Origin of the sequence: Robinsoniella sp. KNHs210, from assembly GCF_000686105.1 — a bacterium.
Taxonomy (GTDB): domain Bacteria; phylum Bacillota; class Clostridia; order Lachnospirales; family Lachnospiraceae; genus Robinsoniella; species Robinsoniella peoriensis.
The window spans coordinates 105,500-132,427 of the sequence record NZ_JMLZ01000001.1 but is presented as its reverse complement, the minus strand read 5'-3'; the positions used below and the strand labels follow the sequence as shown (position 1 = coordinate 132,427).

Below are 26,928 nucleotides of genomic sequence, written 5' to 3'. Positions count from 1 at the left end.
AATGTGTCAATTGTATTTGGGTATAGAAATCGGGGGTACTAAGCAGCAAATTGCAGTCTGTGATGGTGTGGGGCGGATAATTGACAAGATAGCAGAGAAAGTTCCTCATGAGAATGGTGCTTCTGATATTCAGGAGTGGGTAAGAGAAAAATCTGCAAAATTGTTAATGCGTTATCCTGATGTAAAGGCCATAGGAATTGGTTTTGGCGGACCATTGGAGACAAGGACGGGGCGTGTCCTGATATCAGTTCAGGTGCCAGGATGGAAGGAGTTTGAACTAAAGAAGTGGATGGAAGGGTGTTTTCACTTACCGGTTACAGTAGTAAACGATACTGTAGCCGGAGGCTATGCTGAATTAAAATTTGGCAGTGGGCAAAAGTCAGGAAAATTCTTCTATACCAATATCGGTACAGGTATTGGAGGTGCGCTGTTTGTGGATGGACGTACTTGGGATGGCATCGGATATGGTGCTGCTTATATGGGAAATACTTATATGGCGGACTGGACCTCACCGTCTCCGGGTAAAGTGAGCAGGATAGAAACACTTTGTAGTGGAATAGCGATAGAGAAGCGGCTTCGTTCACCTGGGTATGTACCCAAGTCGTCTAAGCTGTACGATATGTGCCAAGGTGACTGTGGGAAACTGGATTGCAGGTTGCTGGCAGAGGCTGCGATAAATGGAGACCTATTTGCAGAGGAAGAACTTGATCTTGTATGCAGGTATTTGGGTATTTGTATTGCCAATGCAATATCTATGCTGGGAGTTGATACAGTGGCATTAGGAGGGGGTATTGCCAATTTAGGAGAGCTGATTTTAGAACCTGTCAGAAAATATACAGATCAATATGTGTTTATTTCAGGCAAGAACCGTTATCAGATTGTAATCTGCAAGATGCTGGATAATAATGTACCAATTGGTGCGGCACTTTATGCTCAGGATGGATTTAACCCGGTTTAAAGATAGATCTGAAAAAATTACTAAATGAATTTTGAGAGGACCGCGTGATGAAGAAAGAAGTAAGATTAATTGAAAATAATGGTGAACTATCTTATTGTTTTGAAAATGATAAAGTTAAAGTGTTTATCACTGAACTAAGCGGCAGAATGACGGCGGATTTTCATATTAGTGAAGCAGTGGTTAATCCATATTATCTTGCACCATGGTGGGAGGAGGAAACAGGAGATAATGAGTCCGCCATGCGTGGGTGTTGGTTCTGTTTCCCTTTTGGACTGAATAAACTCTATCAGAACATTCAATATCCAGTACATGGTTTTCCGGCAACAACTCATTATGAGAAAACGGCCTTTGTATGCAGGGGGCGTGAACAGGTATTATATCTGAAGGCTGTGTTGGAAGAAGATCATGCATTGCTGGAGAAGAAATATACTTTAATTGACGGAGAAAATTGTATTTATTTGAGTGATAGAATTAGTGGTGCGAAAGGGAAATATCCGGTAGGATATCATCCAACTTTGCGGGTCCCGGAGAAAATAGGAAGTGCCTTTCTGGATTTTTCAAAACCATTGGAAAGCTGGACAGCACCTGTACATATTGAAGACCCTGCAGAAGGTGGATATTCCTGCCTTGTCCCAGGTCATAAGATTACGGATATGGAAAAAGTGCCAACAATTTATGGCAACACGGTGGATCTGACACACCATCCCTTTATCAAAGGTTTTGATGATATATATATGCATATTTCAAATCCATCAAAAGAATTTTGTTATACAACTCTTGGGATTCCAGAAGAAGGTTATCTGTATTTCCATCTAAAGAATCCCAGGAATCTTGGAAATAACATGGTTTGGACTTCTAATAATGGACGTTACTATGCTCCGTGGAATGGCCGGGTAAATGGCTGCATTGGACTGGAGGAGATAAATGGATATTTTTGCTATGGGATTACTTCGGTACAAGAGGAACTTCCTTTTATGCAGAAAGATTATCACATGTATGATGAATTTAATGAAGAAGTAAGAGAGTATCGGATGATACAGGGCATTGTTGAGATTGATCATGACTATCCTGGTGTGGAGAATATAGTAAAGGTTGATGAAGAACATATTGCTATCATAGGAAAAGATGGAAATAAAAAAATAATTGCTTGCCGTACAGGATTTTTAGAGAATATAGAATGAGAATGCTTTAAAAATCAAAATAATGATTTAACCGAGGAAGATCAAATATATATTCAGATCCTTGGAGGAGGTTAGATATGGAAGATTTAACAAAGAGTGTAAATAAAATGATTGCAGAAATAGAGCAGGAGAGAAGAGCGTCTAAAGAATATCCAGTAGAATTACCATTAGGTAAATATTGTGATCATACGGTTCTTCGTGCTTATACTAAAAGAAATATTGTGAAAAAATTTTGCAAAGAAGGTAAAGAGCACGGGGCAGCATCTATCTGTGTTAATCCGGTACACGTAAAGATGGTTCATAAGGAATTGGCGGGTACAGATATCAGGACATGCTGTGTTATTGGCTTCCCTTTGGGAGCAAATCTGCCCGTGGTTAAGGCTTTAGAAACGAAGTTGGCAATTGAAGATGGTGCTGACGAAGTGGATATGGTTATTAATATAGGTGCTCTTCGCGATAAGGATTATGATGCTGTGTATCAGGATATAAATGCAGTGGTGAATGCGGCAGAAGGTAAGGCGCATGTAAAAGTAATCATAGAAACATGTTATCTGACGAAAGAAGAAAAGATTGCAGCCTGTGTTCTGGCCAAAGAAGCCGGTGCGGATTATGTAAAAACATCAACTGGTATGGGCAATGGCGGAGCTACTGTGGAAGATGTACGGCTCATGAAACGTGTAGTGGGAGAAGATATGCTGGTTAAGGCATCTACTGGTATTATGAATCGTGAGGATGTAGTCGCTATGGTAAAAGCCGGCGCTGTTCGTATGGGAACAAGCCGTTTAGTTCAGATTGATACTGGAGATAACGATGCGTACTGTGCCTCTAATGAAAACCAGCCACCGAAGATTTAAACTGTTTTAATTATACAAACGAGCAGCATCTTGAGTTAGAAAACTATACGAGCTAACGAAAATATAAGTGCTGATAAATTGGTGCTTGACTTAAAGAGGGTGAGATTATATGCTCAAAAATAATAAACGAATCGTAGTGCTGGGTGATATGATTTATGACTGTTTTATTTGGGCGGATCATCTTCCGCATATGGGAGAGACAGTCAGCGGATTTGACAGTGGATTTTTCTCGGGTGGAAAAGGGGCCAATCAGGCAGTTCAGGCGGCTAGATTAGGTGCCGAGGTTTATTTGATCAGTATGGTTGGAGACGATGACAGGGGAAGGTTTTTGTGTGCTGAGTTAGTAAAAGCCGGAGTAAATGTAAGTCATGTAATTATGTCAAAGGAACATAGTACATCCACGTGCTGTGTTCATGTGGATAAAGAAGGCAACAATGCCATTATTGTGGCGCCTATGGCAAATGAGCATATTACCAGAGAAGAAATTCTGGCTTGCCGGCAACTGATTGAAAGTGCAGATGTTTTTATGACACAGCTTCAGGTGAATACAGAAGCTGTAGAAATTGCTGTGAAAATTGCTTATGAGGCAAATGTACCGATAGTGCTTAATCCTGCTCCGGCGAAAACGATCTCAGAAGAGGTATTTCATATGGCTGATTTTCTTACACCAAATGAAACAGAGGCGGAATTTTACACAGGTGTTACTGTTACGGATGAAAATTTGGAAGAAATAACAGAGCGTTTCAGAATGTTTGGTGCAAGGGGGGTAATTATTACTCTGGGCAGCAGAGGTGCGTATTATTCCGTTGATGGAGAACAGGGCATTGTACCTGCATTCAAAATTGAGCCAGTGGATGCAACGGCAGCAGGTGATTCTTTTAACGCGGTATTTGCTTATGCTGTCGCCTGTGGCAAGTCTGTGTCGGAAGCCATTCGTCTTGGAAATGCGGGCGGTGCGTTGACTACGACCAGGAAAGGTTCTCAGGTCTCTATGCCCGATGGTAATGAGATTGAAAAATTTATTTTGGCACGATAGAGAAATATATTTAGTAAATGATAATAAGTTACAGCAGGATTTGCTTTATATAAAATTTACTTTCGTCTGATAAGTAGCTGTATATCAGAGGCTGGATGTCCTAGCTAGGCAAAAACTGCACCATATGCAAGTGTATATATGCTGCTGTTATGGGAGTATGTAAACCTTTGAAATTACTGGGAGTAGAAAGAATTAGATTTCAGAAAAGGGAAAGCCAGAAGATCTTGCCATTGCAACCGAGCAGGTAGTAGTAACATAGTCACGGTCCATGACAAAAGTTGCTTTATCAAACAGGGAGCTGCCCAGGTCTATAGCGGAGAAAGTGACATCGTTAATGGAGGTAAAGTCCTTTTCACTGGAAGAATGAATTACGGAAAAGATACTGACTGGATGATTGTTGTTGGTAAGCACCGTGGCTTCGGTTATATGATAGCCCTTTTTATAGACATTTTTTGTGGAAGAGCTTTCGGAACCATCACGTACTTAGCCAAGAGGTTCAAATTTATAACCGTCGGGTTTGACAACATCTCTGTCGTCGATATGGATAACAGGCTGAGCAGGACACCACTTTTTAAGTTGTGTGAGATAAGCTTTCAGAGCTACCTTGGGAGTGCGCTTTGCAAGATGCTGAGAAAGGCGGTCAACAAGTTGATTTTCCTGGAAGTTTCATGAAGCTGATCTACAATATCCGTAAGCAGGCAGCTTCCGTAAGCGAGCATACCATAATTCATACAGCAATAAATTCCGTTCCGGTTTTGGAAGCTTTCTTGAAAATTTATTGGAAAAAGTCAAAATTTCTCGTTTCATTTGGTAGGTATTTGATGTAATATAAGCCATAAGGAATCCCCTTTCTTTTTGTTTAGTGAGATTTTTGTTTGGTAGCTTAATTTTACATCAAAAAGGGATAGGATTCCTTATATTTTCGGCATTTTTAAAAAGTTGTGTATATTTAGAAACAGCAATGGTGGTTCTGTGGATAGAACTGCGGAAACTCAAGGGGGAAGTATATTGACTTTTGTCAAACAATGCTATAATATGTTTCTATAAACTTATGTTTTTTGTAATAAAGGAGGATATTAATGGCGAACGAAGAAATTCGGGAGGAAAATATAAAAAAGGTTCTAAAATGTGCCATTGAATGCTTCAAAGTTCACGGTTTGGAATTAACCACAGTTACGATGGTAGCAAAACGTGCGGGGCTTACAACCCGATCGCTGCAGAGATATTTCGGTAATAAAAATAATCTGGTGATGCAGGCTATGGCTTTACTATTGAATCAGTCTTACATAGAAATCAAGAATTGTTTTGAAAATGAGAGCTTTTTAACTATGACAGGGTTTGAACAAATAATAGAAATATTGAAGATAAGAGCAGATCATGTCAAAAAGCATTATGAGATTACAATTAATATTACAGAGCTGGAAGTATATTTCTCAAAAAATAATTTGAGCCTTGGTATCTTCAAAAAACATATGGGAGATGGTACGGGATACGTAGAAGTCGCATCGGCGGCTGCAATCGAAACCGCGTTACAAGATGGATCTATAAGAAAAGACATAGATAAAGATATCGTTTTTCAAATGGTTACAACAGCTTATAAGGGATTACTTCAAAGAGTTGCTTTTTTATATTGCGATGAGGAGTCACAGCAAATAACGAATCCTGAATTATTAATTGATTCATTTATTACGGTTTTAACGGCATATTTAAAAAACGGATGTTAATCTAAATCAAACAATGTTTATAAAGTTTATCTTGTTATAAAGACAAAACACCGGTCGTTGGTGATGCGGTGTTTTTTTAAAAGCAAGCATGTCGCACACTGCGACCGATACAAAAGTTCTGCCAGCTATAGCTATGGAGGAGGCATAATTATGCAAAAAAATTATAAAAAGTGGCATAGAGAACATTCGGATTGTAATAGTGAATATGTAGAAACTTCACAAAATCAAGGTGCAGTAATGCCTTCTATAAAAAATATTCTGGTTGTAGATGATAATAAAGTCAATCGGCAGATATTAAGTAAGATACTCAGCATGGATTATAATATAATTGAAGCGGAAAATGGAGAAGATGCATTGTTGATACTGCGTGAAAAATATGAGAGCATCTCTGTAATTTTGCTTGATATTGTCATGCCTGTTTTAGATGGTTATGAGGTTCTCCGGCAAATGCGTGAGGATGCTAATTTGTCACAAATACCTGTAATAGTAGCAAGTGGACAAAACAGCGAAGATGCAGAAGTAAAAGCACTTTCTCTTGGGGCTAATGACTATATTCTCAAGCCCTATAAGCCGGACATTATCAAACATCGGGTTTCCAACACTATCTATCTTCGAGAGACAGCTACATTTGTAAACACGGTACAAAACGACTCTCTTACCGGAGTATATGGAAAAGAATATTTTTACATGCAAACATATGAAATCTTGCAGAACAATCCGCAAAAAAAGTATGATCTAATATGCTTTGACGTCGAACGATTTAAATTGGTCAACGATATGTATGGGATGCAGATTGGCGATAAGTTATTAAAGCATATAGGCAGTACACTAAAGAACAGACTGAAAGGATATGGTATTTGCGGCAGAATTGGTGCAGACGAATTTGCCTGCATGGTCCCGCACCGTAATACTTACAGCAATGAACTGTTTACAGATACAATAGTCCAAATTAATGAATTTTCAGATCACATAAAGCTTAATCTGGTTTTACGTTATGGTATTTATTTTATTGAAGACTCTTTCACTCCTGTTAATATTATGTGTGATAGAGCCAGTCTTGCGAAAGAATCCATCAAAGGAAAATACGACACTTATTTTGCATATTATGATGATAAAATCAGACAAAAACTTTTGGATGAGCAAATGATTGTATCAGACATGAAAACTGCTTTGACAGAAAATCAGTTCAAAGTATACTTCCAACCGAAATACGATTTGAAAACAGAAGAAATCATTGGAGCAGAAGCACTTGTACGCTGGAGTCATCCCGTAAAAGGTTTTATGTCACCCAGTGAGTTTATTCCTCTATTTGAAAAAAATGGTTTTATTACTGATTTAGATATTTACGTATGGGATCAATGCTGTCAGATATTGAAAGCCTGGAAAGATAAAGGCCAGCAGGTTACCCCGATTTCTGTTAATGTTTCCCGAGCCGATATATATAATCCTCAACTATCTCAGATATTAATTTCTATGATTCGAAAATACAAATTAAGCCCGAAATATCTGCACCTGGAAATTACTGAAACAGCATATACAAAGAATCCGGAGCAGTTGATTGATACTATATTAAAACTGAAAAGGTTTGGATTTATTATTGAAATGGACGACTTTGGAACAGGTTATTCATCACTCAACATGTTATCTGAGCTTCCGATAGATATTATAAAAATGGATATCCGTTTTATTCAAAAAGAAGAAAATAAGAATAGTGACAAAAGCGTCTTGAGTTTTATTATCAGCCTGGCAAAATGGATGGATTTACAGGTGGTAGCTGAAGGTGTAGAAACTAAGGAACAAGTTCATTTATTGCAAACCCTTAACTGTGAATATGCGCAGGGGTATTATTATGCAAAACCTATGTCAGAGAAACAGTTTGAAAAGTACCTTTTACAATCAAACATCCGAACGCCTGATACGGAATCAAAAGAATATAAGCGGTTCAGCAGAGCTTCTAAGATTAAGCAACAAATCATGCTAGTCTTAGATCGGAAATCTACAGATTATCCGGTTCTTTATAAGGATTTTAGCCATCAATATTCTATGGAGCATATATACAGAATCTCAGAAGCTATTGACATTATTCATGAGAGCAAAGAAACAATTGCTGTTGTAATGGTAAGTTTATCTGAGGATATAAAACCAGAGAAGATGTCTGAACTGTTAAATGCCAGCAAAAAGAATAATATTCCTTTAATTGTGTTGTATGACGAAGTATTGGATTCTGAAAATGAAATCATGACTATGGAAATTTCAGACTATGCAGCAAGACCATACGAAACCGCCCAATTAAAACTGCGGGTTCAAAATGCAATTGCATTTGCTAAGATGGAAAAGTTTGAACAGGAAAAAGAAATCAATGCAGCTATTATTGAAATGCGTAAGCGTGCTGAACATGATGTCCTGACCGGTCTCTTGAATCGTGCAGAATTTGAAGTGAGAATTGATAATTTTTTTCACAATAATGATAAACCAAACGGTATCTTTATTATCTTAGACGTAGATAATTTTAAAGCAGTGAATGATACCTTTGGCCATGTAATAGGAGACAAAGCACTTTTCACTGTGGGTGAAAGGTTATATCAGATTTTTCAGGAAACTGAGATAATCGCTCGAATTGGCGGTGATGAATTTTCTGTATTTATCCCCTTTGCGCTTTCACTTTCGCAGCTACAGGAAAAAATGTTTAAGTTATGTGCACCGGTTAATCTGGGTGTGGAAAATATTACTCTTTCTTGTTCTGCCGGTGTTTGCTTCACCCCCAATTATGGTATCACTCATAAAGATCTTTATAAGAATGCAGATATGGCTTTACTTGCAGCAAAACGACAGGGAAAAAGTACATTTGAAATATATAACAAGGATATGAAGCTTCCTACTCCATCAATGATTGAAAAAAAGACGATACGTTTGCTGGACAATGTTTCAGATGCGATGTTTGTCTGTGATGCCATAACGAGTGAGATTATCTATATTAATGAAACAGCTTGCAATGTTATCAAAAAAGATAAAGAAAGCTGTTTGAATAAGCGTTGTTATGAGCTGTTTTGGGATCAATGCCGCAACTGTGACCGATGTAAATATATTGACCAGCATAGTTCTGACGTTTACGAAGAATCCACATATTTAAAAGACCACATAACGCCGGTTCATATCAAAGCAAGGGTTGAAGAATGGGATGAAAGAAAAGTTAAAGTGCATTATTTACAAATCGGTTTTTCTTCCTGAGAAGACATTACATGCTGTTTCCACTTGATAAGATATCGATTAGTAGGATACCAAGCAAAGGAGAATGATTATGATTGATTCAATAAAAAAACTTACTGACTATGGCGTTAATATATCCGAGGTAATGGAACGGTTTGTAAATGATGATGAGCTTTACCTTGATTGTCTCCGCTGTTTTATGGATGATCCCTCATTTACAGTGCTGGGAGATGCACTGCATAACAAGGAATATGCTGTAGCGTTTGACCATGCACATACCATTAAAGGTGTTGCTGGAAATTTGGGGTTGACGCCACTCTTTAATGAAATCTGCAGCATCGTAGAGCTGCTGAGAAATCAAAACTACTGTAATCCGGAATGTCAATATTTTAAAGTGTTAAATGAAAGAAAAAAGCTGAGGCATATTTTAGGTGATTAGGAGGATAATGAATTTGATAAAACATACAATACCATTTCTTCTAATAATTGCTTTGGTGATAGGTCTGGTTCCTGCCCCCACCGTTTTTGGGAAAGAAAATCAGGAGGCAGAGGTTCAGCGAGTTGTCAAAGTTGCCTATCCGGAACAAAAATATTTAACTGAAATAAGAGAGAATGGAAGCTATTACGGATATTCCTATGAATATCTTAAAAAGGTCGCGGAATTTGCAAACTGGAAGCTAGAATACATTACCTATCCAAATATGACTCTTAATGAGCAAATTACAAGTGGAATGAAGATGGTAGAATCCGGAGAAGCGGATCTGATGGGTGTTATGCTTCGAAATGAAGATTTGGAAAAAAAGTATCTTTATCCGGATAAAAATTATGGCGTGGTTTATACCACCCTGGATACTTTAGAAAGTAATATTAATATCAATGAAACCAATTATATGCGGCTTGACAAATTACGGGTTGCTGTGCTGAAAACAGCGACTACACGTAATGGAGAGCTGACTGATTTTGTTGAAAATGTAAAGATTAACTGTGAATATATTTATTGTGATACCGTGGATGAGCAGATTGAAGCTTTGAAAAACGGATCGGCTGATGCACTTTTAAAAGTCTCGCTTACCTTTCTGCCAGGACTCAAACAAATTGCCGAGTTCGCCCCCCGGCCCTTTTATTTTGTATCGGGCTATGAAAAAGAAGACTTAATGGAGGAATTAGATGAGGCTATTAGCAAAATCAACATTACCGATCCATATTTTGAAAGCAGTCTGCGTTCAAAATATTTTAAAAATACGATTTCTGATTTTTCTCTGTCTGAAACTGAAATGGAATATGTGGATAGTCATCAAGAACTAAAAGTATTGGTAATACCCCAATATGCTCCCTTTTCATTTATAAACAGTAAAGGTGAATTATGCGGGATGTCGGTTTCTATATTGGATGATATTGGAAAGAAAGCGGGAATACGTTTTAATTATCATGTATTAAAAGAAAATGAAAATGTCAAAGAACAAATTGCTTCAGGAGAATATAATCTCGTCATAGGGCCACCTCACAGCAACAAATTCGCTGAATGTTACGGACTTGTTTTTTCCCAACCTTATTTGGAAGAAAGCCTGACTATGTTCTTAAATAAAGCATCAGAAGCAAAGGAAAAATCCGAAAGCACTTTAGCTTTGCTGCGTGATGTGTCAGAACCTATCGGTTATGAGTATAAGGAAATAATTTATTATGATGATATTCAGAAATGTCTTGAGGCGGTCAATGAAGGAGAAGCTGATTATGGGTACGGAAATAGATATCTGATCGATTTTTATACTTCTCAAAATAATTTTAAAGATCTAAATTTCCTGTTTCTGTCCGGATATAACCGGGAAATTGGATTTTATGTGCCGAATACGGAAAAATGTGAATTGCTGTCTATTGTCAATAAATATGTACGCAGTATGCCCGCTAAGGATGTACATGGACACCTTTCACAGGCATTGTCACAAAAGGATTATGGCGGGATCGCTGAGTTTCTACAGAACAATCCAATGCTTATGGCAGCGGCAGCAGTGTCATTTTTATTTCTGATATTGCTCTCCATTATGCTGTTGCTATATAGCCGTACCAATAAGAAGCGCAATGAAAAATTACAGCTGGCATTTTCTGCAAAAAGTGATTTTCTTTCCAGAATGAGCCATGATATGCGTACGCCTATGAATGGTATCATCGGGTTAACTGGATTAACTCTGGATCTTGATTATCTGCCGCCGGAAGCGGTGGAGAATCTGGAAAAGATCGATGACTCTGCAAAATATCTGCTGAGTCTGATTAATGATACACTGGATATGAATAAAATCGAAAGCAATAAAATTGTCCTTAACAAAGAGCTGACCGATCTTAATATCTTTTTTGAACAGATGATCAGTGTGGTAAGGGTGAATGCCTCTCAGAAGAATGTGCATTTAATTGCAAAAAACAAAAGTAAAAAGCTTCCCCTAGTATATTTGGATAAGGTAAGGGTACAGCAAATCGTCTTCAATTTGGTGTCAAACGCTATCAAATTCACACCAGAAAATGGAACAGTAATAGTTGAATGGTGCAGTCATGTTCTAAGTGATGACAATATACTTACGAAGCTGATGGTAAAGGATACTGGTATTGGGATAGACGAGAATTTCCTGCCAAAGATTTTTGAACCTTTTGAACAGGAATATAATTCTGCAATTTCTAATTATACCGGGACTGGTCTGGGACTTGCTATTGTTAAAAATCTAGTGGATACCATGGGTGGATCTATTTCTGTTATAAGCGAGAAAAATAACGGTTCTGAATTTTCCTTAGAGCTGGTATTTAAAACTGGAGAAGCTCAATCAGAACCTGTTACACCAGAAACAATGTCCCAGGTAAGTTTACAGGGAAAACACATCCTACTCTGTGAAGATCATCCACTGAATGCGCAAATTGCAACCATGCTGCTGGAGAAGAAAGGTATGGTTGTGGAGCATGCGGTAAACGGGCAAAAGGCAGTTGATGCGTTTGAAAATTCAGTACCGTTCTATTTTGACGCAATTCTAATGGATATCTGTATGCCACTCATGGATGGCTTGACAGCAACAAAGATTATACGAAAAAATGACCGGTCAGATGCAAAAGTAATACCAATTATTGCGATGACGGCAAATGCCTTTGATGAAGATGTGCAGAAGAGTATGGAGGCAGGAATGTCGGCACATCTGGCAAAACCCATTGAACCTATAGTGTTGTTTCAAACGCTATATGATTTTATATCTGAGTCAGAAGAATCCTGAATATGTTATAGAGTGAGAAACCCCTTTGGGCTGGTGAGAAATCACCAGTCCTTTTTCCTGTGTAAATTCTTTAGACAATAGAAGCATGCTCTTGAATCAACACGCTTCTATGATTTCCCGCTCAAATACAAAGACATAATAGCCGGGCAATTGACCTCCATTATTCAGATCAGAAAATTCTGTGAGCAGCCGCCAATCCTGAGATGCATATTCATTTAACAGAGCTTCTAAATCATCAAATTCCTGTTCTTTTTGTTTTTTACTGCCGCAGTCTTTTAAGATTTCTTTTCTTACCAGTTTATATTCGTGCATCTTATTCTCCATAAATATTATGTTTTTCAAACAGTGACTAATGATAGTATATACATTTGGAGGGATTTTATTAATGAAGTACCTATTCTATTGAAAATATATCTTTCTGCTTTTGCAGGTATTCAATTAAAAAATTTAATTTAAAATCCCTGCCTTCTATAGTATAATAAATCCAGGAAACAGAACCCCGACATAGAATCAGGTTAAATCACCTATTAAATTAAAGGAGACCAGGAGATGAAGATTGACATTTCGAAAATACAGAAAAAACGTTTCCGCTACGAGGATATCTTAAATCTCTATCCGGATATGAATTACCGGCAATTGTTTGATATTCTGGAGGAACTCTGCGAATCAAAACAGATAGCACCAATCAAAAAAAGCGGAAAGACATCCTTTTATCCGGCGGTCTTTCGAGAATATAAAAAGCTGCCGCCTTCGGTAGATTACAGTTGTTACATCGATGAAATTGCGGCGTTGAATCCAAGGCTGAATATCAGCAGGTATCTGGAAAAGCCAGGGGAATTTAAGGAGCTGCGGGACGGAATCTGTAAGCTCAGTGAAATGCTCTGGAAAGATGACCCGCGGCTGCAGCAGAAAATGTCTGTTAAGGAAAAATCCTTTGCGATCTGGGGTGATGAGAAATACCTGGAGAGTAAAAGCGGGAGCAGAATCCTGGCTTTTAATCAGTTTGACCAGGTGAGCCTGAATTATTATTATGCGCCGGAGCCGTTTTTTTGCAGGGTATTTGATCAGATTGCGGGTGATGTGATTGTCATTGAAAATAAAGACACATGGTATTCAATTGGTGAAGCATTGAAAAATTCAAAGAATAAAAGATTTTTAGGGGTCAAAGCCGGACTGCTGGTCTATGGAGAAGGAAATAAGGTGACAGGTGAAGCAGCACTGCAGACTTTTGTGACGGAATATGGTTTCGAGAAGAGAAAGATACTTTATGCAGGGGATATTGATATTGCCGGAATCCTTATGTTTTATGGTGCGGTCACTCATAACAGGGAGATTATGATACAACCTTTTATGCCCTTATATAACAAAATGGCCAAACGGGCAAAGAATTTACAGATGCAGCCGACAGATGATAACAGGGGAAGAGACTGGAATACCGGATTCCTGGATTTATTAGAAGAACAAAATCGGGAGGTTGTAAGAAAAGTACTGGATGAAAACAGAAGAATTCCCCAGGAAATACTAAGTTTTCAGGATTATATTGGAATGTGTGATTAGAACAGCTTTCATTACTACAAATGGAATAGAAGAGGAAATTATGTTTGATTTTTTAGAAGGTTTTGAAAAGAGAATGGGATTTGCGGCGGTTGTGGATTCCATTGTCAATCGAAAGAATACGAATATGGAAATTGAGGGCTGGTTTCAGGGAGAAGAATTAGATAATCTGTTCTTCACGCTGCTGGTCTATATTATGGAACAGACTTTGAATGAAAATGATGAATGTACACTGGAAAATATAGCGCGTTTCCTGGATGATATTCTGCCGGTTTATCAGAAGAAATGGCCTTTTGATCAGGTGATGAGGCTGGCTGAATATATGGTGAAAGATATTCTGCAAAATAAAGGGACGGTTAAAAATTATGGGATTATGGATTACGGGCGGCAGTGGCACGATATTCAGGTGCGCCTGATCAGTGATAAGATAACAGCAGATAATAAAATTATATATCAGCTGACGGATCAGGGATATGACTTCTTATTCCGGACAAAAGAAATAGATAAGGAAATGGATTTTAAACTGGAACAGTTAAAGCTGAAGATGCTGCTCAAGAGAAAGAACTATAAACATGCGTTAAAACAGAGCCGGGATTTGATCAACATGCTCCGGCAGAAGAAGCGGGAGATGGAATCCTTCATAGACCGTGTGAGGCAGAATATCCATACCATTGACCGGGGGGAGCATGAAAGGCTGCTTCTGGAGACTTACAATCTGATTGATGAAGAATATGAAGATATGCTGGAAATGAAAGAGGCGGTTGTGAAGGATGAAGACCGGATCGGACGGGAGATAGAGGAAAGCGGCTATTCGGATGAAACAATGAACAACGCGTTATATAACCTGAATCTGATTAAGCGGAACATTCAGATTGTGATAGGGGAACAGCGGAACCTCATTGGAAAACGTTTTAATATGAATGATATTTATGAAGAAACCATTCGAAACAGCTTTTATGCATCTGTGGTTAAACGGTTTGATTTCCAAAAAGAGATTATGGATGAGATGGAAAAAGTAAATTCAAAGAATGTATCAAATCTCTGGAAACTAATGACCCCTCTGTGTATGCCGTCATTGGACAAGAAAATGAACCTTTCCCTGATTTACCAGAATCAGGGAAAACTTAGAGAGAATGAGGAAGAAGACCATGTGGTGGAAGAAGAGGTTCTGGAAGAGGACTTACAGGCTGCAGACAGAGAAATTAGCAATGCTATGAATTTCCGGGTTATAGAACGGATCTTTAAGTTTGCTGGTGAACGGGGAACTTCTTTTACTTTTTCGCAGTTTTATGAACATATCGTGGAAAAAACCCAGAGAATACATCAGTATACGGAGAATAAAAGAATTTTTCTGATTCTGTTAAAGCTGTATGATTATGGGGTTATTGATATAGAATCGTGGAAAAAGCACAGCAGTGAAGATATGATTCCGGATACAAACGGAGAGTTTGACCTGTCCTGGTGTCTCCGGCAGATGGAAGACAGGTATCCGGATTTTTATGGTGTGGAACAGCTGGTATTTGAAAAAAAAGACTTTATTTTTCATGCCGTGTTAGAAGATACGGTTGGAGCAGAAGTGTTATACAGTACAATAGAAATGGCAGATATAGAAATAATACCTAAGATCAGAAGCGAGGTGGGGCAGGATGTTGAAACAGGCATTAGCGATATATAATCGTTTATTAGAAAACGGAGAAATTGATGCAAAAACGGATAGTGAATTGTACATAGAATATAAAAATGAAGAGGTCCGCGAAATTCTGGAGCAGTTTTCAGAAGAATTGAATTTCCGGATTCTGGATACAGGTAATACTATTTATATGATACCGAATCTGGACAATGATGTGCTGGGATATGTGATGAAAGATTTCAGGGAAAACATAGCGACGAACGCAAAGCTGGTTGATGCCTACCTGCAGTGTTATATCTGTATGATGATCTTCCAGATGTTCTACGGCGGAAAGAATACGAACCCAATCCAGCGAGAGTTTATCCAGACCAAAGATCTGATTGAGGTATTGGACCAGAAAATGGAGGGATACCTGGCAGGAGAAGAGGAGGCTCTTTCCCTGGAGAAGGATTACTGCATCAACTTTTATAAAATAGCTCAGCTATGGCAGAATAAACAGATTGGGGACAGTATTGCCAGAAAATCGAAGCTGGGAACGCTGGCACGTGCCTATGCGCAGCTGGAACATGAGAAATTGGTCCGTGTACTGGAAGAAGGCAGAGAAATCAGGCGTACCAGACGCATGGATGACCTGTTTTTATATTACTATCTGGATGAAGCCAGGGTACAGGAAATTCACCAGCTATTTTCACAGGGGGAGAAGATCAATGCCGAAGATTAACCGAATCAGGATCATCAACTTTTCTTACAATAATGATGCCAGAGAGATTCAGGATGAGATGTATTCTTTTTACGACGGAGAAAATGCTCTTTTAAATCTTTCCAACGGAGGCGGGAAAAGTGTACTTGTACAGCTGATTCTGCAGCCCATCATTCCCGACCATAAAATGCAGAAACGTAAGATGATTGAGTATTTTAAAAAGAATACAAGTCCGGCCTTTATTATGATTGAATGGCTGCTGGACAATCCCTCAGTTAAAGATTATCTGATGACCGGAATTGCAATTGCACCAAGGAGCAGCATGAGAAGTGAAGAAAGTAATAAAATTAATTACTTTACCTTTGCCAGTCATTATCAGCAGGCATGCGATTTTGATATCAGCTATGTTCCGTTTGCTAAACGGGAAAATGACCAGCTGGTTCTGATGCCTTTTGAGCGTGCCAGAGAAGCTGTGAGAAAACTGGTTTCTGCTCATCGGGAAATGTTCTATTACAGTAGGGATGATGCGTCCCAGTACCGCAGGATTTTGCAGGATTTTGGGATTTCTCAGGAAGAATGGAAGAATCTCATCGCCCGGATGAATAATGATGAAGGCGGAATAGATGAACTGTTTGAGCGCTGCAGTACATCCGACAGTGTATTTAATGAGTGGATTATTAAAAATATTGAAAAAGCGATTCTGGCACAGGACAGCGGAGAAACCAGCATTCAGGATCTTCTGGAAGGACTGGTGTCAGATACTATAAAAAATGAAGAATACATACAGGCTCAAAAGGTGATCAACGAATATCTCAGGAGGCATCAGGAGATGGAAGAAAGCCTGAATCATGTCTGTCAGAGTCTGGACGTTGTGAATCAGACGGAGGCATTGCTAAATCAGATGCATCAGAGCCTGAAGCGAAAAGGCGCCGGGCAGAAGGCGGAACTGGAACAGATTCATGACAGGCAGTATGAATTGGAGGAAGAAAGGTCCGGGATTTATAAAGAGAAGGCATCCGAAGAATATTATCTTGCCAGTGATAAACTGCAGGAAGTAAAAGAACAGGTTGCAGAAGAAGAAGCAAATGCCAGGGAAATCAAGGCTCAATGCAGTCAGGTACACTTCCGGTATCATTGCCAGCGTGGGGCTAAGCTCTACGGGGAGTGGAAGGTGATACAAGGGGCAGTATCGGCCCTAAGGCAGAAAATCGCAGCGGAACAGGGGGATGCAGATACCAGAATCCGGCTTGATGATCTGCGGTATTCATTGAAATACTGCTTAGAAAAGAAGCAAAGGGAACTGCTGGACGAAATTGAACAATATAAAGTACGAATCACTGTCAATGGACAACGGCAGAAGCAACTATCTGCTGATACACGGGAATACGACAAAAAGATCAGTCAATGTGATGTAAGGATTGGAGAACTGCGTGGATTTGTGACGCGGTTTGAGAAGGAAGAGGAGCAGATTTTCGAAAAGCTGGGTACGGTATTGCTTCGAAATGTCTTAAAAGAGCTGGATAAAACCTCGGTAAATAACCTAAAAAAAGAGCAGGAAAGTCAGGAGAAAGCAAAGGCGGAAGAACTGAAGGACGGGCAGGACAGACTGGTACGGGTAAAGGAGCAGCAGAGGGTCACAGGCCCTTTGATTATGGAAGCGGTGCAGAAAAAAATATCCGTGGTAAGTCACTTGACTAGCTTAACAGAAGAGCAAAACCGCTTTGCATCAGAATATGCACGTTGCAGCGAACTGCTGGATAAATATGAACTTAGCCGGGAATTGATCTATGAGAAAGATGCATTAAATGAGTTCTTCCGGAAGCATACGGCTGACTTAGAGCAAAACAGATATCTGAGGCAGACAGAGCGGGATCAGATATTGGATATGATAAAGGGTATTCGCAATAAATGTGTATATCTTCCTCAGACATTGATTCAGGCAATAGAAAATCAGGATATTACCTATCAGACCGGAGAGGCATATCTGAATAATCTGACGGAGGATAAGAGAGAGATTCAGCTTAAGAAAAACCCAATGCTGCCATTTTCCCTGGTGGTGAAAAAGCAGGATATTTCCAAAATAGGGCAGATTCCACTCAAACAATGCCTGCTTAGACAGGTAGTCCCTGTATTATCTTATGAGCAGCTGGATACGGTGATGGAGCAGCAGTATCAGCTGGTACAGGCAGGTACGCAGGCATCTTTTATCAGCAGTTACGAAGACGAAATCTTCGTAGATATACAGAGGGAAAAATATCTTAAGGATTTGGAAATCCAGGAAGAGAGGCTAAAAGAGCAGACTGTGCACATTTCAAAGGAGCTGGAAAATGTGCGAAAAGCATGGGATGACCTGAATAATTTCCAATATGGGAAGTCATATGCGGAGCAGTTAAGTAAGGCGGTTTCAGCGGATGAGCAGGAAATAGAGAAGCTTTCTGTGCAAAAGAAAGAGCTGGAAGAAAAACTGAAAACCCTGGAGGCAGAATGGACCTCACTGGAATTCAATAACAGGGAGTGTGAAATAATCCTTCGTGAAATTAATGCCAGGAAAGAGCTTCTGGAAAAATTTCTGGCAGATGATGAACAATATCAGATACATTACCGTAACTTAGGGGATGCATCTGCTGAAAGTATGTCGTTAAAAGAAAAGAGGGAAAAAGCCGGGCAGGAGCTGGAAAACTGCCGGGCTGAAGCAGAACGGATCAAGAGTATTCTTTACGAGAAGAATACGCTGTTTGACCAAACCCGGGAGAGTTACCGGAAATATGAGAATGCCGGGGAGGCTAACCTGCTGGATGATCCATATGAACAAATGGAGCAGGAATATGAACAGCTTCTGAAAAACCAGAAAGAAGCTTTGTCAAGTCTGGAAGAAATGCTGCGTGGAAAATTACAGCAGCTCTCTACGATAGAGGATGCACTTGCTGAAATCGAAGTGGATCAAAAGGATTATGAGACACTTCACTATGACAGACAGGAATTGCAGCGTCTTAAATCAGAAGTTTCGGTATTAGAGGCTGAAAAGATAAAGGCAGATCGTAACTTGGGCAATCTTAGGATTACATTTGGTAAAATGGAAACAATGCTGGATTATGCTGCTGCGGCTCTGCATAATCTGGGGCTTACAGAGCCTTTGGAGAAGAGCCGGATCCTGCAGGATTATGACCGCCGGCTTAAAAACTTGAAATCAGAACTGGATCAGCTCCATGAAAAAGAAAAAGCAGCCAGCCGGCTTGGGGATATCTGCAAGAGCCTGGTAGGCAGAATTCAGGATATTATTACAGTTGCATATGTACCAATCGGTGATTTCGGGCTGGAAGAGGATATGGAAGCCCAGTTCACGAAGCTCAAGGACAGTTACCGCAATGCCAGAACAACAGAAAACCAGTCCAGAAAAGCATGTCAGAATCTGTATCGGGAAATCAGAAGGAATTATCTGGGTAAAAATCAGTGTGTAACCGATATTCTGGAATCTTTAAGTACACTTAATCTGGATGATGAACAGATCCGTTTCGATATTGTTTATTTTTATATGGAAGAATTCATGAAAAAACGGGAAAACCTGTTGAAACTGTCAGCGTTTTATGACAGCCAGCTTGAGAACATAGCGCGGACCAGGAATCAGATTATAGACCAGTGCATCAGTCATGCTGCTCTGATCTATGATGATGTAAAGCTGATTGCACAGAGTTCCAAAATCAGGCTCACCGGGAAGAGCCGGCCGGTACAGATGCTGCGTATAGATGTGCCGGATGAACTTGGAAGTGATATGCGTGGCCGTATGGAGAGTTATATAGATCACAGCCTTCAGACCATGGTGGAATTATGTAAGGCTGGGGATGGCAGCCAGGAGAAGAAGTGGAAAGATAAGCTGACTGCGCTTATGTCCAGCAGGGAACTGCTGAATCAACTGATCGGCACCAATAAAATTCCGGTTTATGTATATAAAATTGATCTGAATGATAAAAACAATGGCATGAAAAAGTGGGAAGATGCCATGGCGCAGAATTCCGGTGGAGAAAAATTCGTCGTATTCTTTACGATGGTGTCTACCCTGATCTCCTATATACGAGAAGTAACCAGAAGGGATGCCAGAGCAAATAATATGCAGGAATCTAAGGTAATGATAATGGATAATCCATTTGCAAGGACATCTTCTGAGCATTTGCTAAAGGCAGTGATTGATATTGCGAAGACCTTCAACATCCAGTTAATCTGCCTCTCAGATTTAAGCCAAAGTTCCATAACAAACAGGTTCAGCCTGATCTACCAGCTGAGCATCCGTAAGCGCATGTACAGTGACAGGGAATTGCTGAAGGTTGGAAATGTACAGATAAACAAAGGCGGACTGCACGAAAATGAAAGGCTGGAGCACGTTGGTCTATTTCAGAAGTTCCAGCAGGGAAGTCTCTGGGACTGGGTGGATCAAAACGGATAAGAAAGATGGTATAATAAATACAGTAAAACAGCTGTAATTTTTCTGGTGTTAAATGTACAAGTGCTATGATATGATTTTTCTGTTTCTAATTATGCAGTTATGAGTTTGCATTGATTAATGAAAATAAAACTATATGAAATGGAGAGATTATATGAAATACAAAAATCCAATTATACCTGGATTCCATCCGGATCCCAGCATTTGCAGAGCAGGAGATGACTATTATCTGGTGACAAGTTCCTTTGAGTATTTTCCTGCGATACCTGTTTTCCACAGTAGAGACCTGGTGCACTGGGACCAGATCGGACATTGTATTACCAGGAATGACCAGCTGGTTCTTGCCAAAGGGACACCGAATGCTACAGGCATATATGCCCCGACCATCCGTTTCCATAAGGGAATCTTCTATGTCATAACAACAAATGTTTCCAACGGTACAGGCATTGGGGAAAATGAACAAAATTTTATAATATGGACCAAAGATCCGGGTGGTGAATGGTCTGATCCCATCTGGCTGGATTGTCCCGGGATCGATCCGTCCCTGTTTTTTGACGACGATGGGAAAGTCTATTACTGCGGTACCCATGGAGAAATCTATTTATGCGAAATTGATATAGATACGGGAAAAAGGAAGACGGAAAGAACATATATCTGGGGCGGAACCGGAGGCTGTTGTCCGGAAGGCCCCCATATTTATAAAATCAATAACTGGTATTACCTGTTTATCTCAGAAGGAGGAACAGAATATGGGCATATGCTGACGGCAGCCAGAAGCCGGAATATATGGGGGCCATATGAAGGCTATAGCGGCAATCCGGTATTGACAAACAGGAGCAGAGGGACATCCCTGAAGGCGATCGGGCATGGAGATATTACCCGGGATCAGAATGGAAACTGGTGGGCCGTATGCCTTGGAATCCGTCCCGTTTCCTATCCATTCCGTCATAATCTGGGACGGGAAACCATGCTGGTACCCATGGCCTGGAATGATAATGACTGGCCTGTGATGGGAAATAATGGAGTGGTGGAAGAGGAAGTAGAAACAGATTGTCTGCCGGCATGCACGGAAATGTACCATTCAAAAAAGGAAGAGATCACGGTCAGAGATACCTTTGATTCTGAAAAGCTGGATTATGCCTGGAATTTTATATATAATCCTTATCCGCAATTATGGGATATCGCCTCGGGGAGAGGGCTTACTCTCTATGGCAATGAAATAGCACTTTCGGAGGCGGATAGCATCGCATGGCTTGGACGAAGGCAGGAGCACCATAACTGCATTGCCAGGACAGAAGTACATTTTGTCAGAGAACAGGATGGAGAAGAAGCGGGGCTGACGGTTTATATGAATAACCGCCACCACTATGAAGCCGCAGTAACAAGGCAGGATGGGGAAGACTGCATCATATTCCGCAGACAGATAGGAAGTCTGTGGAAGACAGAAAACAAAATCCCCTGCACCGGAGAGCGGATATATCTGGAAGTGGAGGCAACGAAAGAAACATATATTTTCCGCTGCAGCATGGATGGCACCCGGTATGAAGAAATCGGAAGAGGAGAAACCGGGTATCTGACTACGGAAACAGGGGGTGTCTTTACCGGGAATTATATTGCGATGTATGCTTCCGGAAATGGAAAGAAATGTGTTCGTGGAGCTGATTTTAAATGGTTTGAATACAGCGCCGTTTCAGGCTGAACGGGCAGGCGTTCTACTTTTTTGTACTGTTAAAATATATAAACACAAATTTTATGATAAAATGCACAATATAAAAAGAGTATATATTCATAAAATTTAACGAAAAATAAATGTTTTGCAGAAAACACTGACAATTTTATTTTTTTTGTGTTAATATAAGATAATAGAGAATAAGCCAATGGGGCTGAAATGGAGAACGTATAAATGAAATCATTAAAAAACGAAAAGGTATGTCATAAAAGTTTTGGGAAAGGTGTTATTACAGAAAATAATCCACTGAAGATTAAAATACAGTTTTCAGATATGAATGAAACCAAAATATTTTTGTTTCCATATGTATTTGAAAAATGTCTGGTATTGGAAAATGAAAAATTGCAGCAGGAATGTTATAAACAGGCTGTTCAAATCAAGGAAGAACGGGAAAAGATAGAAGAAGAAAAAAGAATCGAACAAAAACAAGCGGAGGATTTAAGGCGCATAGAGATCAGAAAAGCGAAATTGGCTCTGACGAAGAAGAAGAGAGCAGATGCCGTCAGAAAGTTAAAGGTAACCGTATGACAACTCCTGCTAAATTACAGGCACTCGATGAGGCAGTCAGTAAAATCGAAAAGGACTTTGGAAAAGGTTCTGTTATGAGATTAGGGGATGCCAGTGAAGCAATGTCGGTAGAGACGGTGCCAACCGGGGCTTTGAGTCTGGATATAGCATTGGGTCTGGGAGGAATTCCAAAAGGAAGAGTTATAGAAGTTTTTGGTCCCGAATCCAGTGGAAAGACAACGGTAAGCCTGCATATGATTGCAGAAGTGCAAAAAAGAGGAGGAATTGCAGCCTTTATAGATGCAGAGCATGCGCTTGATCCGGTGTATGCGAAAAAAATAGGTGTAAATACGGACGAACTCTACATTTCCCAACCGGACAGCGGCGACCAGGGTTTGGAGATAGCAGAGACTCTGGTGCGTTCCAATGCCGTTGCTATTGTGGTAATTGATTCTGTCGCAGCGTTGGTGCCCAGGCAGGAAATAGACGGTGAAATGGGAGATGTCTTCATGGGACTGCAGGCCAGGTTAATGTCTCAGGCACTTCGAAAACTGACCCCTGTAGTAAGTAAATCCAATTGTATAGTCGTCTTTATTAACCAGCTTCGGGAGAAGATTGGAGTCATGTTTGGCAGTCCGGAAGTTACCACAGGAGGAAAAGCACTAAAATTCTATGCATCCGTCCGTTTGGATGTGAGAAAAATAGATATCATTAAAAGTGCCGGAGACCGTATAGGGAACAGAACACGAGTAAAAGTGGTGAAAAATAAAATAGCACCGCCATTTAAAGAGGCAGAATTTGACATTATATACGGATTGGGAATATCCAGAGAAGGGGATATCTTAGATCTGGCGGCCGATATTGGTGTTGTGGTAAAAAGCGGTTCCTGGTATTCTTATCAGGGATCAAAAATGGCACAGGGCAGAGAAAGTGCAAAACAATATCTGGAAGAAAATCCAGTGGTGCTGGATGAAATAGAGTTTGAGGTCAGGAAACATTATGGTCTGCCGGCGGAAAAGAAAGTAGAACAGGAAAAATAGCAGTCATGTATATCATCCATGCAGAGAAATTAATTCTGTATGGATATTTTTTGCGATTGTATTTCAAAGTTATATAAATTATACTTAGTTTTATGAGCTCTGAAATAAAGATAAAAAGGAAAAATCATAATGCTAAATATTATCTTAAAGCATATCATGCGTACCGCACATACCTCTATTCGAATATTTGACAGAGAAAACCGGTTAAGGGAGTATCTGGGGGATGGATCCTGTTCAGATCCCGTACTACATGATGAAATCTGGAGATCCCATCTGCTTGGCATGGCGGATATGGATCGTCCTTGTATCTATTTAGAAAAATATCCGATATACTATGGTGTGATTTTAGGTGGAGAAGACCGGTATATTATTGGACCGGTGAGCATTGATTTTACCGTTCAGTTCCAGGAAGGGATACCAATTGGAGAAACCTATGCAAGGCAGCATGGAATTCCGGAGAAAAAGATCAGAATTTCTTATTGTGAATTTGAGCTGTTTTGCGAACTGGTATTATTACTTTATCATGTTCTGACCGGAAAAGATATGAAAATTTCGGATTTAATACAGCGCAATTTTGACAATAATGAATTGCAGCACGGCATTAAAAAGGAATTGAACCGGGTATATTTTCAATATCAGGAAAACGAAAAGGTACATAACTCTTATGAACATGAATTACGGGAATTAAACAGTATCCGGGAAGGTGATACCGGTAAATTAAAACGGTGTATGGAGGAAGTTGTAGAGGGAGAATACGCAGTGCTCTCCCAAAATCCCCTTCAGGCGGCAAAGAATCTGGCGATTGTTGCCCTGGCAATTGCGGCAAGAGCAGCAATTGACGGAGGAATGCTGCCGGAGGATTCCTTTTCTATAAATGACAGCTACATCTTACGGGTGGATGCCGCTAAGGATCATGGACAGATAATGGCGCTGGTAAACAAAGCAAAAATGGAATACGCTGAATTGGTTTATGAAAAGAATCGTTCCGGGGAAAATAACAGGATTGTGGAAGAAGCGAAACGGCTGATCTATAAAAATATGCACCAAAAGATTGTGATCTATAAGATAGCGGAAGAACTGCATGTAACGCCGGAGTATCTTTCCGCTGTTTTTAAGCGGGAAGAAGGAATTACAGTTAATGATTATATTATGAAGGGTAAAGTGAAGCTTTCACAGAATCTTCTGATCTATTCCGATTATACAGTGGAAGAAATCGGATATTATTTTGGATTCAGTTCCCAGAGTCATTTTGGCAAAGTGTTTAAAAAATGGAGTGATATGACTCCGGTTCAGTACCGGAGAAGATATGGGATAAAGAGTTTTACTGATAAGGAAAAAAGGATAGACCGTTATTAAAAATGTGATAAAAGCATTAAGAATATAGTATAATCCAACTTCTTTTTCTGGTATTTTTATGTATAGAAATCCAAATATAAGGAGTATTCATTATGAAAAAGATAAATAACAATAAGATGAATAATAAAATAAATATCAATAAAATAATTATTAATACATTTGAAACCGATGGTCACATTCAACCGGAACTTCACAGTCAGTTTATTGAATTTCTGGGATCCTGCATCTATGATGGCATATGGGTGGGGGAAGACTCCCATATCCCCAATTATCATGGTATCCGAAAGGATGTGGCAGATGCGTTAAAAGAATTAGAACCGCCTGTAATACGCTGGCCGGGTGGATGTTATGCAGATACTTACCACTGGAGAGACGGGATTGGTGAAAGATCAAAAAGGCCTGTCACCTATAATGAAAATTTCGGAACATTTGAGTTAGACAGCAACCAGTTTGGTACACATGAATTTATGGAGCTTTGTAAATATGTGGGCGCAAAGCCCTGGCTGAATATTAATTTAATGAACGGCAGTGTAGCCGAGATGAAAGAATGGATGGAATACTGTAATCGGAAAGAGAAAACCACGCTGGCTTTGGAACGTAAGGAAAATGGGTCCGAAGAACCATTTCAGGTGGAATATTGGGGGATCGGAAATGAAATGTGGGCAGGCGGGGGAAACGCCACCCCTCAAAGTTATGCAGCAGAATACCGGAAATATGCTACGGCATTTCCTGTGTTTTCTAAAGGACAGGGGAAAAACCCAATACAGATGAAACGTATTGCCTGCGGGCCGGACGGCAACAAAAAAGAAGAACGTGTGGAATGGACGAAACAGTTTTTTGAATCTATGGCAGAGTTTCGCCAGCCGCCTTTGGACGGATATGATATTCACTTTTATAACTGGAATTTAAAAGATCTCACTCAACAGGAAACAGATTTTTTAGAAGCAGAATGGTATGAGGTTATTAATGGCTGCCTGGAACTGGAAGAGGTAATCCGGGAACAGGAAAAACTGGTTTTGGATGGGATTTCTGACTATCCGGAAAGTGAAGGTTTTTTTAAGACTCTGAAACCACAGGTCGATTTGATTATCGGAGAATGGGGAAATTGGCACGGGGCTTCGTTTGCACACCGTCCGGCGCTGTATCAGCAATGTACAATGCGGGATGCCGTCACAAGTGCATTAACGTTAGACATTTTTCACCGAAATTGTAAGGCGGTGAAGATGGCATGTGTAGCACAAACAGTAAATGTATTAAATTCTCTCATTCTGACAGATGGACATCAATGTGTGCGGACTCCTAATTATGACGTTTTTCAGATGTATAAAGTGCATCGGGGCGGGGAAGCGTTAAATTTCAATACAAAAGTAAAGCCTGATAAACTGTTTCTGTTTGCCTCTGTAAAAAAGGATGTAGTCAGCGTTAATATTGTTAATACAGAATGGCAGAAAGAGCAGGAAGTATTTTTGGAATTCCCGGAAGATTGTAAGTATGTGGGAGGTCAGACGCTGAAAGGGGACTCGCCTCAGGCATGCAATACATTTGATGATCCGGACCGTGTAAGGGCGCAGGAAGCAGAAATGCCGGTGGAAACAACGGATGGCTTTAAAATACAGATTCCGGCGGCTTCTGTAAATGTGTATCAGTTTCAGATTGTGAAAGGATAAAATACGAATATTTCTGGGAATCAAAGACAAACGCAAACGAAGAATCAGCTGGAAATTGTCCTCCATGTGGTGTATATTGTACAAAGAAGCTCTTTAATAGTGAGT

General features: G+C 39.8%; 19 protein-coding genes. 18 read left to right on the top strand and 1 reads right to left on the bottom strand.

The features are described from left to right. Position 1: 1 nt before the first annotated feature. From CD03_RS31810 to CD03_RS0100530, 9 genes are all read left to right on the top strand, one after another. Complete coding sequence (locus CD03_RS31810; RefSeq protein WP_044288802.1) at positions 2-958, top strand: ROK family protein; 957 nt, start codon at positions 2-4, stop codon at positions 956-958. Positions 959-1,005: 47 nt separating this feature from the next. After that, positions 1,006-2,139 (top strand): hypothetical protein, encoded by a 1,134-nt coding sequence (locus CD03_RS0100575; protein WP_027291973.1) that lies wholly within the window; start codon positions 1,006-1,008, stop codon positions 2,137-2,139. A 77-nt stretch (positions 2,140-2,216) separates the two neighbouring features. Continuing rightward, positions 2,217-2,993, top strand: a complete 777-nt coding sequence (deoC, locus tag CD03_RS31805; protein ID WP_330377089.1) for a deoxyribose-phosphate aldolase — start codon at positions 2,217-2,219, stop codon at positions 2,991-2,993. Between the two features lie 109 nt (positions 2,994-3,102). Next, complete coding sequence (locus CD03_RS0100565) at positions 3,103-4,029, top strand: ribokinase (RefSeq protein WP_027291972.1); 927 nt, start codon at positions 3,103-3,105, stop codon at positions 4,027-4,029. Between the two features lie 363 nt (positions 4,030-4,392). Next, positions 4,393-4,701: a hypothetical protein gene (locus CD03_RS37600; RefSeq protein ID WP_027291971.1), complete on the top strand. Its 309-nt coding sequence runs from the start codon at positions 4,393-4,395 to the stop codon at positions 4,699-4,701. Positions 4,702-5,108: 407 nt separating this feature from the next. After that, positions 5,109-5,753 (top strand): TetR/AcrR family transcriptional regulator, encoded by a 645-nt coding sequence (locus tag CD03_RS0100545; RefSeq protein WP_027291970.1) that lies wholly within the window; start codon positions 5,109-5,111, stop codon positions 5,751-5,753. A 150-nt stretch (positions 5,754-5,903) separates the two neighbouring features. Beyond that, positions 5,904-8,981, top strand: a complete 3,078-nt coding sequence (locus tag CD03_RS31800; protein ID WP_052377596.1) for an EAL domain-containing protein — start codon at positions 5,904-5,906, stop codon at positions 8,979-8,981. 70 nt (positions 8,982-9,051) lie between these two features. Further along, positions 9,052-9,399: an Hpt domain-containing protein gene (locus CD03_RS0100535; protein WP_027291969.1), complete on the top strand. Its 348-nt coding sequence runs from the start codon at positions 9,052-9,054 to the stop codon at positions 9,397-9,399. 13 nt (positions 9,400-9,412) lie between these two features. Continuing rightward, the gene (locus CD03_RS0100530) at positions 9,413-12,205 is read left to right on the top strand and encodes an ATP-binding protein (RefSeq protein WP_197041608.1); all 2,793 of its coding nucleotides are present in this window, start codon (positions 9,413-9,415) and stop codon (positions 12,203-12,205) included. Between the two features lie 96 nt (positions 12,206-12,301). On the opposite strand, the gene CD03_RS0100525 is transcribed toward CD03_RS0100530, so the two are convergent. Continuing rightward, complete coding sequence (locus CD03_RS0100525; protein WP_027291967.1) at positions 12,302-12,517, bottom strand: DUF4177 domain-containing protein; 216 nt, start codon at positions 12,515-12,517, stop codon at positions 12,302-12,304. A gap of 237 nt (positions 12,518-12,754) precedes the next feature. Between CD03_RS0100525 and CD03_RS0100520 the strand changes: the two genes are divergently transcribed. The 9 genes from CD03_RS0100520 (at position 12,755) to CD03_RS0100480 (ending at position 26,823) form a co-directional block, all read left to right on the top strand. After that, positions 12,755-13,762, top strand: a complete 1,008-nt coding sequence (locus tag CD03_RS0100520; protein WP_027291966.1) for a Wadjet anti-phage system protein JetD domain-containing protein — start codon at positions 12,755-12,757, stop codon at positions 13,760-13,762. 40 nt (positions 13,763-13,802) lie between these two features. After that, positions 13,803-15,434: a hypothetical protein gene (locus CD03_RS0100515; RefSeq protein WP_027291965.1), complete on the top strand. Its 1,632-nt coding sequence runs from the start codon at positions 13,803-13,805 to the stop codon at positions 15,432-15,434. Continuing rightward, on the top strand, positions 15,406-16,110 hold the full coding sequence (locus CD03_RS0100510) for a DUF6063 family protein (protein ID WP_027291964.1): 705 nt from the start codon (positions 15,406-15,408) through the stop codon (positions 16,108-16,110). The genes CD03_RS0100515 and CD03_RS0100510 overlap by 29 nt, the downstream gene beginning before the upstream one ends. Further along, complete coding sequence (locus CD03_RS0100505) at positions 16,097-20,527, top strand: hypothetical protein (protein WP_027291963.1); 4,431 nt, start codon at positions 16,097-16,099, stop codon at positions 20,525-20,527. Before CD03_RS0100510 ends, CD03_RS0100505 begins: the two co-directional genes overlap by 14 nt. Positions 20,528-20,678: 151 nt before the next feature. After that, positions 20,679-22,223 carry a glycoside hydrolase family 43 protein gene (locus tag CD03_RS0100500; protein WP_027291962.1) on the top strand — a complete coding sequence of 515 codons (1,545 nt, stop codon included), beginning with the start codon at positions 20,679-20,681 and terminating at the stop codon, positions 22,221-22,223. Positions 22,224-22,427: 204 nt separating this feature from the next. After that, positions 22,428-22,781 carry a hypothetical protein gene (locus CD03_RS31795; RefSeq protein ID WP_044288800.1) on the top strand — a complete coding sequence of 118 codons (354 nt, stop codon included), beginning with the start codon at positions 22,428-22,430 and terminating at the stop codon, positions 22,779-22,781. Next, positions 22,778-23,800 carry a recombinase RecA gene (recA, locus tag CD03_RS0100490; protein WP_027291961.1) on the top strand — a complete coding sequence of 341 codons (1,023 nt, stop codon included), beginning with the start codon at positions 22,778-22,780 and terminating at the stop codon, positions 23,798-23,800. Before CD03_RS31795 ends, recA begins: the two co-directional genes overlap by 4 nt. A 129-nt stretch (positions 23,801-23,929) precedes the next feature. Beyond that, complete coding sequence (locus CD03_RS0100485) at positions 23,930-25,156, top strand: AraC family transcriptional regulator (protein ID WP_027291960.1); 1,227 nt, start codon at positions 23,930-23,932, stop codon at positions 25,154-25,156. A 92-nt stretch (positions 25,157-25,248) separates the two neighbouring features. Continuing rightward, positions 25,249-26,823, top strand: coding sequence for an alpha-N-arabinofuranosidase (locus tag CD03_RS0100480; protein ID WP_197041607.1), 1,575 nt, complete (start codon positions 25,249-25,251; stop codon positions 26,821-26,823). Positions 26,824-26,928 lie beyond the last annotated feature (105 nt).